Source organism: Burkholderia sp. AU45388 (genome assembly GCF_030481585.1).
Taxonomy (GTDB): Bacteria; Pseudomonadota; Gammaproteobacteria; order Burkholderiales; family Burkholderiaceae; genus Burkholderia; species Burkholderia sola.
Genome location: NZ_JAUJPV010000005.1, coordinates 276533 through 292119, shown reverse-complemented (window position 1 = coordinate 292119; position 15587 = coordinate 276533). Strand labels below are relative to the sequence as shown.

The 15587-nt window shown below is 71.9% G+C and carries 6 protein-coding genes; all 6 read left to right on the top strand.

Annotation, left to right across the window (positions count from 1 at the left end; translation table 11 throughout):
* Positions 1–38: 38 nt before the first annotated feature.
* Complete coding sequence (locus QZM72_RS12840; RefSeq protein WP_089470339.1) at positions 39–980, top strand: helix-turn-helix transcriptional regulator; 942 nt, start codon at positions 39–41, stop codon at positions 978–980.
* A 123-nt stretch (positions 981–1103) separates the two neighbouring features.
* A complete protein-coding gene (locus tag QZM72_RS12835; RefSeq protein ID WP_301738280.1) occupies positions 1104–5477 on the top strand; it encodes an amino acid adenylation domain-containing protein in 4374 nt (1457 codons plus the stop codon).
* A complete protein-coding gene (locus QZM72_RS12830) occupies positions 5474–10951 on the top strand; it encodes a non-ribosomal peptide synthetase (RefSeq protein ID WP_301738279.1) in 5478 nt (1825 codons plus the stop codon). Before QZM72_RS12835 ends, QZM72_RS12830 begins: the two co-directional genes overlap by 4 nt.
* Entirely contained in the window at positions 10948–12000 is a 1053-nt protein-coding gene (locus QZM72_RS12825; protein WP_301738278.1) for a Gfo/Idh/MocA family oxidoreductase, read from the top strand. The genes QZM72_RS12830 and QZM72_RS12825 overlap by 4 nt, the downstream gene beginning before the upstream one ends.
* Positions 11997–13718 carry an ABC transporter ATP-binding protein gene (locus QZM72_RS12820; protein ID WP_301738277.1) on the top strand — a complete coding sequence of 574 codons (1722 nt, stop codon included), beginning with the start codon at positions 11997–11999 and terminating at the stop codon, positions 13716–13718. The genes QZM72_RS12825 and QZM72_RS12820 overlap by 4 nt, the downstream gene beginning before the upstream one ends.
* A complete protein-coding gene (locus tag QZM72_RS12815; protein WP_301738276.1) occupies positions 13715–15481 on the top strand; it encodes an ABC transporter ATP-binding protein in 1767 nt (588 codons plus the stop codon). The genes QZM72_RS12820 and QZM72_RS12815 overlap by 4 nt, the downstream gene beginning before the upstream one ends.
* The last annotated feature ends 106 nt before the right edge of the window (positions 15482–15587 follow it).

Sequence of the window (15587 nt, the reverse complement as noted above, 5' to 3'; positions counted from 1 at the left end):
TGCCGGTCCGCGCGTGCCGCCTAACCAACGGACCTCCGATGAGATCGACCTCCTTCGCTTCGTCACGACGTCACCCGCCGGTGCTCGTGCCCGGCAATCACCCGGGCGTGGTGCACATCGACGCGGGCATGAAACTCATGAGCGGCACGCTGTGCTCGGATAGCCGCGACTGGTACGAGGAGCCGCTCGAAAAAGGGCTGAAGCTCGTCCTCGTGCAGAGCGGGCAATTGCGCTGCCGCGTGCCGGGCCAGCCCGAGCAATGCATCAAGGGGCCGGGCCTGTGCGTGATCGCCAACGACGGCGAATTCACGACGCACCAGATCTACGACCGCGACGTGCCGCTGCGCTACACGATCGTGCAGCTCGGCCTCGACGCGCTCGACCGCAACCTGAGCCTGCTGCCGGAGAAGCTGCTCGCGCCGACGGGCGGCGATCCGCGCATCGTCAGTTGCCCGGCGTCGAAGGCGCTGCAGGCGCTCGCCGTGCAGATCGCCACCTGCCCGTTCGAGGGCGCGGTGCGCGAGTACTACCTGAAGGCGAAGGCGTTCGAGCTGACCGCGCTGAGCGCGCAGTTGCTGGCCACGCAGCGGCAGTCCGCGCCGGCCGACGTGCGCGTCACGTCGTCGGATGTCGAGCGCGTGTACGCGGCAAGCGACATCCTGACGCGCGAGCTCCAGCATCCGCCGACGCTCGACGCGCTCGCGGCCCGCGTCGGAATGAATTCGCGCAAGCTGACGGCCGGCTTCCGCAAGGTGTTCGGCACGAGCGTGTACGCGTATCTGCAGGAATACCGGCTGCGCACCGCGCACGCGATGCTGTGCGCGGAGGATGCGAACGTGTCGACCGTCGCGTATCGCGTCGGTTACAGCCCCGCGCATTTTTCGATCGCGTTCCGCAAGCGCTACGGCATTTCGCCGAGCGATATCCGCGTGTCGTCGAACGCGATCGACGACCACGAACCGGCGGGCGCGGCGATCTAAAACAACTGACCGGCAGCCTAAAGGAATCGACCGGGCGCATGGGCGTTAATGAGATAGATTCTCATTCACAGGTGGCCGCCGGCGCGCGGAACCACCGCCGAACGACCCATACAAGGCGTGCCCATGAGCCAGACCGTTGTCGATTCCACGACCGACCATTCCGATCCTTCCCGTTGTTCTCGCCCTGACTTTCGCGCGCGGCTCGTTGCGCTGATCGCCGAGCTGCTCGACGAATCCGTCGATGAAATCGCGTCGCTCGACGACGACGAAGACCTGCTGAGCTGCGGCCTCGATTCGATCCGGCTGATGTATTTGCAGACGCGTGTGAACCGGCTCGGCCATGCGCTGACGTTCGACGCGCTCGCGCGCACGCCGACGCTTGGCGCGTGGGCCGCGTTGCTCGCGAATGCGCCGCGTCTCGCGCGGCCGGAAGCCGGCGTTGTTGCCGAAGCGGTCGACGTGCATGCGCCGTTCGAGTTGTCCGCGGTGCAGCAGGCGTACTGGCTGGGTCGCGGCGACGGTGAAGTGCTCGGCAACGTGAGTTGTCATGCGTTTCTCGAATTCCGCAGCCGCGCGATCGATCCGGTTCGTCTCGACATCGCATGCCGGCGCGTGCGCGAGCGTCATCCGATGCTGCGCGCGCGTTTCGACGGCGGCCGCCAGCAGATCCTCGCCGAGTCGGACGCGCCCGTGTTCGCGCACGCGGACTGGCGCGACCGGACGGCGGCCGATGCGGAAGCCGAATGGGTGTCGCTGCGCGCGTTCCGGTCGCACGAATGTCTCGACGTCGAGCACGCGCAGGTGTTCATGATGGGGCTCGTGCAGATGCCCGGCGGCGAGGACCGTGTGTGGCTCAGTGTCGACCTGCTCGCCGCCGACGTGGACAGCGTGCGGCTGCTGATGCGGGAGATCGGCGTCGCGTATGCGGAGCCGGCGGCGTTGCCGGCCGCGCCGTCGACGTGGTTCCCGGCCTGGCTCGCGCGTCGCGCGGCCGAGATGCGCGATGCGCGGGCCGCGGCGCGCGACGCGTGGCAGGCGCGGCTCGCGACGTTGCCGGAAGGGCCGGCGCTGCCGCTCGCTCGTGCGCCGGAAACGATCCGCGCGCCGCGTTTCAGCCGCGCCGCGCATACGCTGAGCACGGACGAACTGACGCGCCTGCAGGCGCGCGCCGCGCAGCATGGCGTCACGCTGTCGTCGGTGTTCGGCGCGGCGTTCGCGGCGGTGCTCGCGCGCTGGAGCGGCCGGCACGCGTTCCTGCTCAACGTGCCGCTGTTCGACCGGCACGGCGAGGCGCCCGATCTGGGCCGCGTGATCGCCGATTTCACGACGCTGTTGCTCGTCGAATGCGACGTGCGCGTCGATGCGAGCGCGGCCGACGCGGTGCGCGCATTCCAGCAGCGGCTGCATGGTGCGATCGCGCACGCCGCGTATCCGGCGCTCGACGTGCTGCGCGACGCGCGTCGGCAGGGCATGCCGCGCGCGGCGCCCGTCGTGTTCTCGTGCAATCTCGGCGATGAGCCGTTCGTGCCCGATGCGTTCGCGCAGGTGTTCGGCGATCTGCACGACATGATTTCGCAGACGCCGCAGGTGTGGCTCGACCATCAGCTCTATCGCGTGCCCGGCGGCGCGCTGCTCGCGTGGGACAGCGTCGATGGCCTGTTCCCGGACGGAATGATCGACGCGATGTTCGGCGCGTATGTCGCGTTCGTGCAGGCGCTGTGCGATCGCGACTGGCGGTTGCCGATCGCGGTCGAGCTGCCGTCCGCGCAGCGGCGCGTGCGCGATACGCTCAACGCGTTGCCGGCCCCTGGCCACGCGCGCACGCTGCATCACGATTTCTTCGCGTTGGCCGCGCGCGAGCCGGCCGCCGTGGCGTTGCGCTGCGGCGATCGCACGGTGACGCGCGGCGAACTGGCCGCGCAGGCGCTCGCGGTCGCGGGCGGGTTGCGGGCGGCCGGGATCGGGCACGGCGACGCGGTCGAGATCAGCCTGCCGCGCGGGCCCGCGCAGGTCGCGGCGGTGTTCGGTGTGCTGGCGGCCGGCGCGTGCTACGTGCCGCTCGACGTCGCGCAGCCGGTCGCACGCAAGGCGCTGATCGAGCGCGCGGCGGGCGTGAAGGCGGTGATCGGCGACGCCCCATGCGCGGCCGGCCCGCTGCCGCATGTCGGCATCGCCGCGCTGCTGCGGCATGCGCCGCTGCCCGCGCCGCTCGCGGTCGCGCCGCAAGCCACGGCCTACGTGATCTACACGTCCGGTTCGACGGGCGTGCCGAAGGGCGTCGAGATGACGCACGCGGCCGCGATCAACACGATCGATGCGATCGACCAACTGCTCGGCGTGCAGGCGGACGACCGGCTGCTCGCGGTGTCGGCGCTCGATTTCGATCTGTCGGTGTACGACCTGTTCGGCGTGCTCGGGGCCGGCGCGGAACTCGTGCTGCCGACGCAGGACGAAGCGCGCGATGCGGCGCGCTGGATCGACCTGATCGCGCAGCACCGCGTGACGCTGTGGAACTCGGCGCCCGCGCTGCTGGAAATGGCGCTCGCCGCGCCGGCGGCGCGCGACGCGTGCCGCAGCGTGCGTGCGGCGCTGCTGTCCGGCGACTGGATCGCGCTCGACCTGCCGGCGCGCCTGCGCGAGCGCTGCGGCGATGCCTGTGCGTTCCACGCGCTCGGCGGCGCGACCGAGGCCGGCATCTGGTCGAACGTGCAGACGGTGCGCGACGTGCCGCCGCACTGGCGTTCGATTCCTTACGGCCGGCCGTTGCCGGGGCAGGCGTATCGCATCGTCGATGCCGATGGGCGCGATGCGCCCGATTACGTGCCGGGCGAATTGCTGATCGGCGGCGACAGTCTCGCGCGCGGCTACCGGAACGATCCCGAGCTGACCGCGCAGCGTTTCGTGCAGCATGCGTCGGGCCGCTGGTATCGCACCGGCGATCGCGGCCGCTACTGGCCGGACGGGACGCTCGAATTCCTCGGGCGCGAGGATCGGCAGGTGAAGGTGCGCGGGCACCGGATCGAACTCGGCGAGATCGAGGCGGCGCTGGCCGCGCATCCGCTGATCGACGGTGCGTGCGCGAGCGTCGTCCACGGCGAGGCCGCACGCATCGTCGCGGCGTTCGTGCCGGCCGATTGCGCGGAAGCGGCCATCGCGCCGTCATCGCTCGGGGAGGCCGGCATGGCCGACACGATGCCGGCGGAAGCGGCCATCGCACGCGCCGTTGCCGGCCGGCTGCTCGATGACGACGCGGGCCTGCCGCCGTCGCTGCGTGCGGACTGGGAGGCAAACGGCGACGCATCGATCGCCATCGACGAGGCGCTCGCTCGGCTCGACTGGCAGGCGACCGATCTCGACGATCTGACGGCCGCGCTGCGCGCGCTCGCCGCCGATCCGGATAGCGCCGCGCAGCGCGTGCCGCTGGACCCGTGCGTGGCGCCGCTCGCGTTCGCGACGCGTTTGCCGGACGGCGCTCGCGTGCTGCGTGAGTTCGCCGCCGCGCTGGACGCGCAGGCGGCCGCACACGCTGGCGCGTTGCGCGTCGCGGTGCTCGATGCGCGCGCGGGCCAAGCGCTCGATGGCGGGCTCGGCGTGCTCGACGATCCACGCTTCGACGTGACGCTGTTCGACGCGTCGCCCGGCCTGCTGCACAACGCCCACGCGCGCTTCACGCGAACGATGCCCGCGTTGCAGACGATGCAGGACGGCTTGCTGCCCGCACATTATCTCGGCGCCTTCGATTGCGTGATCAGTTTCGCGGCGGCGCACCTGCGCGACGATCCGCGCGACACGTTCCGGATCGCCGCCGCGCTGCTCGCGCGGGACGGCCGCCTGCTGTTCGCCGACGTGCTGCGCGATTCGCCGCTGCGCGAGCTCGTCGCGCGCGTCGCGGGCGATGCGTCGTTGCCACGGCCGTTCGCCGCCGACGCGCTCGCGGCGGCCGCTCACGCCTGTGGCTTTGCGCTCGATGCGCGGAGCTGGCGCTCGACGGCATTCGCCTGCATCGATGCGCGCCGGACCGGCGAGCCGATCGCGCAGGCGGCGCTGGCCGACTGGTTGCGCGACCGGTTGCCCGACGCGATGCGTCCCGATGCGCTGTGGTGCGTGCCGCGCTGGCCGCTGAACGCGAACGGCAAGATCGACCGCCGGGCGGTCGGCGATGCGCTCGCGCGCGCACTCGGCGACGCACCGGCCGCGCACGACGCGTTCGTGCCGACCGATGAACGTCACGCGATATTGCTGGCCTGCTGGGAGCAGGCGCTCGGCCGCGCGGCGAACGCGCGCGACGCGACGTTCTTCGCGCTCGGCGGCGACAGCCTGCTCGCGACGCGCCTGCTTGCGCAACTGCGCGAGCGGCTCGGCGTGCGGATCGGGATGGCCGCGTTCTACCGGCAGCCGACGCTCGCCGGTCTCGCGGCGCGGCTCGACGCACTGACGCCGGCGGCGCCCGCCGATGGCGACGCATCGGTCGCGACGATCGAGGAGGGCGTGCTGTGAGCTTCGACGACGTGCTCGATCTCTGCCGCGAACGGCAGATCGAACTGTGGTGCGACGGCGGCGGCCAGTTGCGCTATCGCGCACCGGCCGGCGCGCTCGACGCGGATCTCGCCGCGCGCATCAAGGCCGAACGCGATGCGTTCGTCCGTTTCCTTCAGAACGGGGCATGGCGCAGCGATCCGGCGCACCAGTACGAACGGTTCGCGCTGACGCCGGTGCAGGCCGCGTACGTGCTCGGCCGGCACGAATCGTTCGAGTTCGGCGGCAGCGCCTGCCATCTGTACGTCGAATACGACGAACCGAGGGATCTCGACTGCGTGCGCTTCGAAGCCGCGTGGAACGCGTGCGTCGCGCGCCATCCGATGCTGCGTGCGATCGTCGAGGACAACGCATGGCAGCGCGTGCTGCCCGACGTGCCGTGGCAGCCGCTCGCCGTGCACGACCTGCGCGACGCCGACGCGAACGCATTCGACGCTCATCTGAACCGCGTGCGCGAGCGCCTCGATCATGCGGTGCATGCACTCGACCGCTGGCCGGTGCTGCAGCCGGAAGTGAGCGTCGGGCCGGATGCCGCGGTGCTGCACCTGTCCGTGGATTTCACGCTGATCGACTACGCGAGCCTGCAATTGCTGCTCGCCGAATGGCGGCGTCGTTACGACGATCCGCAATGGCGGCCCGCGCCGCTCGACGCGACGTTTCGCGACTATGTGATGCACGACGCGCAGGCCGGCGCGCGTGCCGACCATGCACGCGACAAGGCGTGGTGGCTCGCTCGCGTCGACGATCTGCCCGCGCGTCCCGATCTGCCGATCGTGCCCGCGATGCGCACCGACGGGCGGCCGCGCTTCACGCATCGGCATGCGCGGCTCGATCGCGCGCAATGGGCCGCGTTGAGCGGCCATGCGAGCCGTTTCGGGCTGAGCGCGGCGAGCGTCGCGCTGGCCGCGTTCGCCGAGGTCGTCGGCCGCTGGAGCCAGGCGCCGGCGTTCTGCCTGAACCTGACGGTGCTGAACCGTCCGCCCGTGCATCCGCGCATCGATGCGGTGCTCGGCGATTTCACCGCACTGAGCCTGCTCGCCGTCGACGCGACGCACGGCCGTGATTTCGTCGAGCGTGCCCGCACGATCGGCGCGCGGATGTTCGACGATCTCGACCATCGCGCGTTCACCGGCGTCGACGTGATGCGCGAACTCGCGCGGCGGCGCGGCAAGGATGCGGCGCTGATGCCGGTGGTGTTCACGAGCGGGATCGGCAGCGTCGGGCGCCTGCTCGGCGAGCACGCGACTCGCGCCGAACCGCCGCGCTACATGATCAGCCAGACGCCGCAGGTGTGGCTCGACTGCCAGGTGACCGACCAGTTCGGCGGGCTGGAAATCGGCTGGGACGTGCGCGACGACCTGTTTCCGGACGGCATGCCGGCCGCGATGTTCGATGCGTATGTCGCGCTGCTGGGCCGGTTGGCCGACGATGCCGTGTGGTGGTCGCGCGCGGGCGACATCGTGCTGCCATCCGCCGCGCCCGTTGCCGACGTGCATCCGGATGCCGATACGCATATCGCGGCCGGTTTCGCCGCGCAGGCGTTGCGCACGCCCGATGCGCCGGTCGTGATCGACGCGCGGGGCGCACGCACGTACCGCGAGGTCGCGCAACATGCGGCGACGCTGCGTGGCGCGCTGGAGCAGGCCGGCGTCGGCGTGGGCGATACCGTCGCGGTGCTGATGCCGAAGCGCGCGCATCAACTCGCGGCCGTGCTCGCGATCGTCCAGGCGGGCGCCGCGTATGTGCCGGTCGACAGCCGCCAGCCGGCGCTGCGGCAGCAGGCCATTCTGCGCAATGCGCGGGTGCGCGCGGTCGTCAGCGTGCAGGCGCTCGCGTTCGACCACGACGGTTGCGTGCGCATCGATATCGACGCGTTGCCGATCGATCCGCAATGGCCGCCGCGCGCTGCGCGCGAGATCGGCCCCGACGCATTGGCTTACGTGATCTACACGTCGGGTTCCACAGGCGAGCCGAAAGGCGTGATGCTGAGCCACGCGGCGGTGTGCAACACGCTCGCCGACATCAACGCGCGGCATGCGGTCGGCGCGGGCGACGTGGTGCTGGGCCTGGCCGAACTGAGCTTCGACCTGTCCGTCTACGACTTCTTCGGGGCGACCGCGCGCGGGGCGTGCATCGTGCTGCCCGATCCCGCTCGCGGCAACGATCCGTCGCACTGGGCCGAGCTGATGGTGCGTCATCGCGTGACGTTGTGGAACTCGGTGCCCGCCCAGGGGCAGATGCTGATCGACTACCTCGAAGGCGAACCGGCGCTCGACGTGCCGGGCCCGCGCCGCGTGCTGTGGTCGGGCGACTGGATCCCGGTGACGCTGCCGGCCCGCTGGTGGCGCCGCTGGCCCGACAGCGCGCTGTTCAGCCTCGGCGGCGCGACCGAAGCGTCGATCTGGTCGATCGAGCATCCGATCCGCCCCGAAGACACGCAGCTCGCGAGCATTCCTTACGGCCGCGCGCTGACCGGACAGACGATGGAAGTGCTCGACGCACTCGGCCGGCCGTGCCCGCCCGGCGTGCGCGGCGAGATCCATATCGGCGGCGTCGGGCTCGCGACGGGCTATGCGAACGATCCCGTGCGCACGGCCGAACGGTTCATCCGTCATCCGGACGGGCGCAGGCTTTACCGCACCGGCGATCTCGGGCGCGTGCGCGCCGACGGCTCGCTCGAATTCCTCGGACGGCAGGACGATCAGGTGAAGATCCGCGGCTACCGGATCGAGCTGGCCGAGATCGACGCGGCGCTGACCGCACATCCGCTCGTCGGCGCGGCGGCGACGATCGTGCTCGGCGACGGCGCGGAGCGCCGGCTCGCGAGCTTCGTGTCGCTGCAGGCCGCGGACACGCCGCCGCCGGCGCAGGACGACGCGCTGCGCGAGATCGCGACGCAGGTGCGTGCTGCATTCGATGCGGCACGCTGGCCCGCGCAGGCGGACGTGTCGCGGTCGGTCGCGCAACTCGAAACGGCGTGCGTGGCGTCGCTCGCCGCGTGGATCGTGCCCGCCGGCGGCGTGACGACCGATGGCTCGACTGATTTCGCCGCGCTGTGTGAGCGGCTGCGTGTGCCGGCGGCACGACGGCATCTGCTGCGCCACTGGCTCGCGATGCTCGTCGCGCACGGCGTGCTCGATGCGGATGCGGAAGACGGCTGGCGCGTGCGGCGAGGCGCGAGCCCGGCCGACGCGCTTGCATGCTGGGACGCATTCGCGCAGCACGCGCCGCCCGAGCTGTGGCCGGCCGTGCTCGTCGACTACTTCCGCGACAGCGCCGGATGCCTCGACGCGCAGATCGACGGCAGCGTATCGCCGGCCGGCCTGATGTTCCCGGAAGGGGCTGCGCATATCGCCGAAGCGATGTACAGCGACGGCGAACACGCCCGCGCGCTGCATCGCGGGATGGCGCAGGCCGTGCGGGCGGTCGTCGCGCGCGAGCCGCAGCGGGCATGGCGCATCCTCGAAATCGGCGCGGGCACGGCCGCCGCGACGCGGGCGATCGTCGATGCGCTGGCGCCGCTCGTCGAAGCCGGCACGCGCATCGATTACCTGTTCAGCGACGTGTCGAGCTACTTCCTCGCGGCCGCACGCGAGCGTTTCGCCGCGTATCCGTGGATGCGCTTCGTGCGCTTCGACATGAACGCGCCATGCGACGCGCAGGGCATTGCGCCGCATTCGGTCGACCTGACGATCAGCTCCGGCGCGCTGAACAATGCGCGCGATACGGTCGCGCTGATCGCCGGATTGCGCGCGCTGTCGGCGGCCGACGCGTGGTGGGTGATCCAGGAGCTGACGGCCGAGCATCCGGAAATCAGCATCAGCCAGGCGCTGATGATGGAGACGCCGGACGACGCGCGGGCCGCATCGGCGCGGTTGTTCGTACCGCACGCGCAGTGGCTCGAATGGTTGCAGGCGGAGGCGGGCGATCGTGCGCTCGGTTGCGTCGCGCCCGACACGCCGCTCGCCGCGCTCGGCTACGACATCCTGCTGGCCCACGTGAAGCGCGGTGCGGCATGCATCGCGCCGGATACGCTGCTGGCGTTCGTGGCCGAGCGCGTGCCGGGCTACATGGTGCCGTCGCAACTGCGCGTGCTGGAACGTCTGCCGGTGACCGCGAACGGCAAGATCGACCGCCGTACGCTGGCCGGCATTGCCGATATCCGCGAACCGGCGCCGGTCGTGGTCCGATCGACGCCCATGCAGGCAACCGATCCGCTGCTCGCGCGGCTGACCGGCTTGTGGGAAACCGTGCTCGATACGCGCGACGTTTCTCCGGATCAGGACTTCTTCGCCGCGGGCGGCGATTCGCTGCTGATCGCGCAGCTCGTGTCGCGGTTGCGCGGCGAGGAACCGCTCGCGCACGCGCATCCGTTCGACCGGCTGCTGCGCTGGGTGCTCGCGCAGCCGACGCCGGCCGCGTTCGCGCAATGCCTGCGCGACGCGAGCGAGCAGCCGGCGAGCGGGATGCCGACGGCCGCGCCTGCCGCCCCGCGCACGCTGTCGGCATCGACGGTCGTCCATGCGCCGGCGCCGCGCGTGCGTGTCGGCGTGCGTCCGATTCCTCTCGCGCCGGGAGACGGCGTGCCGCGCGTGATCGTGCACGAAGGGCTCGGCACCGTGCAGGCGTATCGTCCGGTGCTTCCCGCGCTCGCGCGGCTCGGCCCGGTGCTCGGCTTCGCGGTGCGCGACGCGCAGGACTACCTCGATCTGCCGGCGCGCCACCTGAACGCGACGCTGGGCCGGCGTTACGCGGATGCGCTTTGGCGCAGCGGCGTGCGCGAGGTCGACGTGCTCGGCTACTGCTCGGGCGGGCTGGTCGCGCTCGAGATGGCGAAGTCGCTGGTGCAGCTCGGCGTCGCGGTGCGCACGCTCGACATCGTGTCGAGCTACCGGATTCCGTACCTGGTCGAGGACGAACGGCTCGTGCTGTTCAACTTCGCGGCGACGCTCGGGTTGCCGCTCGATGCGCTCGGTTTCCCGGAAGCGTACGTGCTGGCCGACGCGCTCGCCGACGCCTTGAAGGCCGACCCCGCGCGGCTTGCGCCCGGCAGCCTGCAGGCGCAGCTCGAGATCTTCGGCGAACGCTGCGAGCCACTCGATGCGCTGCGCCGCCGCGTGTTGCGCGCGGCGGCCGGCCTGTCGATGCAGGACGAGCTCGCGCATCCGCTGCTCGACGAGCGCGAGCGGCTGTACCGGCTCTTCATGCAATCGGTGCAGGCGTGCCACTGGGCCGGCGACGCGCCGTATGCGGGCGCGTTGCGGCTGTTCGTGCCGGAGCGCTGCAACCCGCTGATTCCGCAGCAGCGCGCGGCACTCACCGATTACTGGACGGCGCAGGCGCTCGGCGGCATCACGGCCATCGATATCCCCGGCGGTCACTTCGACTGCCTGAACGCCGCGTTCGTCGATACCCGCCTGAAGGAGGCACGATGAAGGTCCATCCGCTGCCGGTCGTCGTGGCCGGCTCCCGTTTCGGTCAGTTCTATGCGGCGGGCCTCGCGGCGTCCGGATCGTATCGCGTCGCCGGCATCCTCGGGCAGGGCAGCGCGCGCACCGCGGCGTTGGCCGCGCGCGTCGGCGTGCCGGTATTCGACCGCGTCGACGCGTTGCCGGACGACGTGCGCGTGGCCTGCGTCGCCGTCGGCGGCGCGGCGCGCGGCGAGCAAGGCCCCGCGCTCGCGTGCCGGCTGCTCGAACGCGGGATCGACGTCGTGATCGAGCATCCGCTGCTGCCCGACGAATGGGACAGCGTGTTGCGCACCGCGGCGCGCCACGGACGCCGCTGCCTGCTCAACAGTTTCTATCCGAACCTGCCGGTCGTCGCGCGCTTCATCGCGGTCGCGCGACGGCTGCGCGAGACGAGCGCGCCGGTGCATGCGGACGTGGCGTGCTCGGTGCAGGCGAGCTACGCGGCGCTCGACGTGCTCGCGGCCGCGTTGCAGGGCGTCGGGCCGTGGTCGGCCGAACCGATCGGGCCGGCGCTGTCGTCGATGCGCGAATGCGCGATGGTGCTCGCCGAGACGCCGGTGTCGCTGCGCGTGCACAACGAGATGGCGGCGGCCGACGACGGCCGGATGAGCCTGCTGTTCGGCATCACGCTGACGACCGACGCCGGCACGTGGACGCTCGCGTCGCCGCACGGCCCGCTGTGGTGGGCGCCCGCGCTGCGCGAGCCGGCGGCGGACGAGGACGGCCTCTTTCCGATCTTCGGCGAGCCGGCCGGCGACGCCATGCCGAGCATCCAGATCTGCGACGACGCGCAGGACACGTGGGGCGAGATTCACGCACGAAGCTGGCCGCAGGCGGCCGTGCGCGCGGTCGACCGGCTCGTGTCCGGCGAAGGGCTGCACGCGTGCAACCAGCGCAGCATCGACGTGGCGCGCGTCTGGCAGCAGTTGACCGCGCAACTCGGTTTTCCGGCGCAGCCGCCGGGCGATGCATGCGCCGCGACGCTCGGCATGCTGCTGGAGCGTGCCGCATGAAGGGGCCGTTGCTTTCGATGCTGCGGCCGTTCGCGGCGCCGCTCGTTACCGCGATGATGTTGCAGGCGCTGGCCGGCATCGCGTCGCTCGTGCCGTGGCTCGCGCTCGCGCATCTCGCCGACGCATGGCGCGTGACGGCGCAGCTCGACGCGGCGGCGCGCGGCTGGCTCGTCGCGGCCGCGGCGGCCGGCGCGTGCTGGCTGGGCGGCCAGACGGTCGCGCTGCACCTGACGCATCGCGTCGACGCGGATCTCGGCGACCGCCTGCGCAGGCGCCTCGCCGATCATCTGCGGCATTTGCCGCTCGGCTGGTTCGCGCGCGCGGGCAGCGACCGCGTCGCGCGCCACGTCGATCAGGACGTGCGCGCGCTGCATCAGCTCGTCGCGCATGCGCCGGCCGATCTCACGCAGCTCGTCGTCGTGCCTTGCGCGGCGCTTGCGTGCCTGCTCTACCTGAATCCCGTGCTGCTCGCGTTCGCGCTCGCGCCGCTCGTCGCTAGTGCGGCGCTGTTCCGCTGGATGCGTTCGGCACGATTCGCGCCGGCCTTCGTGGCGCGCAACGCGGCGCTCGAACGATTGATGGGCGACTACGCGGAGCTCGCGCAGAATCCGGCGCTCGTGCGGCAATATCCGGGCGCCGGCATCGAGGCGGCCGCGCTGGCGTCGGCCGGACATTTCTCTCACGCGTTCTCGGCGTGGGTCGGCCGCATCGGCGGCCTCGGCGCCTGCACACAGGTGCTGCTCGGCACGCCGTTCCTGCTCGCGTGGGTCGTGTTCGGCGCGACGTGGCTGACGGCCGGGCAGTTGCCGGTCGGCACGCTGTGCGCGTTCGCGCTGCTGATCTGGGCGGTCGCGGCGCCGGTGCGCGCGCTCGGTCATGGCGCCGATGCATTGCGCGAGGCGCGGGCGGCCGCGGCGCGGCTCGATGCGCTGCTCGCGCAGCCGGGCCTGCAGGAACCCGCCGACGGCGCGGCGCAGGTGCCGCGCGATTCGTCGATCGAGCTGCGCGGCGTGCAGGTCGACATCGACGGCGAGCCGATCCTGCGCGACATCGACGTGACGATCGCGGCCGGCACGGCTACCGCGATCGTCGGGCCGTCGGGCGCGGGCAAGAGCACGCTGCTGATGCTGCTCGCGCGCTTCATGGATCCGGATCGCGGCACCGTGCGGCTCGGCGGCGCCGACCTGCGGCGGCTCGCAGCGCAGACGCGTCGCGAACGGGTCGCGATGGTGTTCCAGCAGGCGACCGCGCTTGACGTGTCGATCGCCGCGAACATCGCGCTGTACCGGCCCGATGCCGATCGCGACGCGATTCGCGCCGTCGCGCGCGCGGCCTGTCTCGACGAGCGTATCGATGCATTGCCGGGCGGCTACGACTGCGTGTGCGGGCGCGACGTGCGCCTGTCCGGCGGCGAACTGCAGCGGCTGTCGATCGCGCGGGCGCTGCTGTCGCGCGCGCCGTTGCTGCTGCTCGACGAGCCGGCGTCGGCGCTCGATCCGCAAACCGGGCGCGCATTGGGCAACGCGCTGCGCGCCGACACGCGCACGCGCGTGATCGTCAGCCACGATCTCGATGCAATTCGGCACGCGGACCAGATCCTCGTGATGGAACGCGGCCGCATCGTCGAACGCGGCACGCACGCGGCGCTGCTCGCCGCGCAGGGGCTGTATGCGCGGCTCTGGCGTGAACGCGGCGCCGCAGGCGGGGAGGCCGCATGACGACGCAATCGCTCAAACGTTTGCAGTGCCTGCCGCGCGACACGCGCCGCGCGCTGTGGCGCGGCGTGGGCTGGGCGGTGGCCGCCGCGTTGCTCGACGGCGCGTGCGGGCTGCTGCTCGTGCCGCTGATCCGCGCATGGTTCGCCGGCGCGCAGGCGGCCGCGCTGCACTGGACGGTCGTGCTCGGCGCGCTGACGCTGTGCCATGCGCTCGTGCTGTACGTCGCGCAGCTCCGCGGCTATCGCGCGGGCGGCGCGCTGGCCGTCGGCCTCGTCGAACGCCTCGTGCAGCACCTGCCGCGCATCGCGTCGTGGCAGACCGTGCGCGACGGTCATCCGGCCGGGCTGTTGCGCGGGCCGGTGATGCAGGCGATGGGGATTCCCGCGCATCTGCTCGGTCCGTTGATCGGCGCGGTCGTCACCCCGCTCGCGGTGGTGGCGGGGCTCGCGTGGATCGACTGGCGCGTCGCGCTGTGCCTCGCGGCGGCGGCCGTACTGCTGTTCGCGCTGCTGGAGCGCGGCGGCGCCCGCACGCTCGCGTTCGAACAGGCGCGCGCCGCCGGCGATCGCGACATGGCCGTGCAGCTTCAGACCTTCGCCGCGCATCAGGGCTTGCTGCGCTTCGCGGGCCGGGACGGCGATGCGCGCGCGGCGCTGCAGCGCGCGTTCGACGAACAGCATCGCCGCACGCGCGCGCTGATGCGGCGCGCGCTGCCGATCGAACTCGGCTTCGCGGGCGCGGTGCAGGGCGTGTTCGTCGAGATGCTGATCGGCGGCGCATGGGCAGTCGCGGCCGGCCGGCTCGACGCAGCGACGGCCGTCGCGGTGCTCGTGTTGCTCGTGCGCTTCATCGAGCCGCTCGCACAGCTCACGCAGCTCGACCAGGCATTGCGGGGCGGCTGGCGCGCGCTCGACACGGTGCTCGCGGTGCTGCATGCGCCGCGTTTCGACAGCCCGGAGCGCGGCACGCCGGTACACGACGCGAGCGTCGACGCGGTGCGTGTCGGCTATCGGTCGGCCAGCGGCGCGACATTGCTTGACGGGATCGACCTGCATTGTCCGGCGGGCGGCTTCGTCGCGATCGTCGGCCCCACGGGGGCGGGCAAGAGCACGCTGCTCGGCCTGCTCGCGCGACTCGACGATCCGTGCGCGGGGCGCGTGCTGCTCGGCCGTGCCGACGTGCGGCACCTGAGCGAAGTGACGCTCGCCGCGACGCGCAACCTCGTGTTCCAGGACAACGGGCTGTTTCGCGGCAGCCTCGCGTGGAACGTGCGGATGGGCCGGCCGGACGCGACCGAGGCCGAACTGCGTGCCGCGCTGGATGCCGTTGGCCTGCTGCGCGACGCCGAGCGGCTGCCGGACGGCCTCGACACCGACGTGGGGCCGGGCGGCCAGTTGCTGTCGGGCGGGCAGCGCCAGCGGGCGTGCCTGGCCCGTGCGTTGCTGGCGCGGGCGCCGGTGCTGATGTTCGACGAACCGACCGCGAGCCTCGACGAGCTGAGTGCGCGGCGCGTGCGCGACAGCCTCGTCGCGCTGCGCGGGCAGCGCACGCGCATCGTCGTCACGCACCAGCCGGCGCTCGCGGCGGCCGCCGACACGATCGTCGTGCTCGACGCGGGCCGCGTGCGGGCGACCGGCACGCATGCGCGACTGCTCGAAACCGATGCGTGGTACGCGACGTTCGCCCGCGCCGGGCAGCCGCTCGACGGCGCGTTGCCCGCCGGACGGGGCGAGGAAACCCGTGCGGCCGAATCCGAACAGTGACGTGAACAATGCGGGCCGCCGTGCCCGGAATCGATAGGAAAAGCCCCTCTATCGAAAAATCGCCCGCCGGTTCTAATTGATAATGAGAATGATTATCAAATGCGGG

Coding starts and splice junctions, on each gene's coding strand:
- QZM72_RS12840 (WP_089470339.1), top strand. CDS start 39: ATGAGATCGACCTCCTTCGCTTCGTCACGACGTCACCCGCCGGTGCTC.
- QZM72_RS12835 (WP_301738280.1), top strand. CDS start 1,104: ATGAGCCAGACCGTTGTCGATTCCACGACCGACCATTCCGATCCTTCC.
- QZM72_RS12825 (WP_301738278.1), top strand. CDS start 10,948: ATGAAGGTCCATCCGCTGCCGGTCGTCGTGGCCGGCTCCCGTTTCGGT.
- QZM72_RS12820 (WP_301738277.1), top strand. CDS start 11,997: ATGAAGGGGCCGTTGCTTTCGATGCTGCGGCCGTTCGCGGCGCCGCTC.
- QZM72_RS12815 (WP_301738276.1), top strand. CDS start 13,715: ATGACGACGCAATCGCTCAAACGTTTGCAGTGCCTGCCGCGCGACACG.